This is a genomic window from Corynebacterium sp. MSK044, assembly GCF_030232825.1.
Lineage (GTDB): Bacteria > Actinomycetota > Actinomycetes > Mycobacteriales > Mycobacteriaceae > Corynebacterium.
This window is the reverse complement of record NZ_JASPJJ010000078.1, coordinates 1-297: the sequence shown is the minus strand read 5'-3', so window position 1 is coordinate 297 and position 297 is coordinate 1. Positions and strand designations below refer to the sequence as shown.

1 rRNA gene is annotated in these 297 nt (G+C 54.2%); it reads right to left on the bottom strand.

What is annotated here, in order from left to right:
* Positions 1–153: ribosomal RNA gene (locus QP994_RS11150) — 23S ribosomal RNA — on the bottom strand; the annotation flags it as partial.
* Positions 154–297: the final 144 nt, after the last annotated feature.

Here is a 297-nt window from a genome sequence, read left to right as displayed (position 1 = left end):
TCTCGACAGCACAGGATCACCACCATCACCCCTCAAGGGGCTACGCATCACGCCTGACATATACGCAGGCCGCATTTCACTAACCTGCATGCTGCACGCTTACACCGCAATCCAATAAACGGCGTGGCTACCACTCTGTGTCACCCCATCACTGAACTACTACGGATCAGGCCCCACGCATCACACCCACCTGATCATCAAAGATGACCATGGCAGACGCTCTGGGTGGTTAGTATCACCGACTCGTTCTGGGTCGCATGTATACGGGTACGGGAATATCAACCCGTTAACCATCGA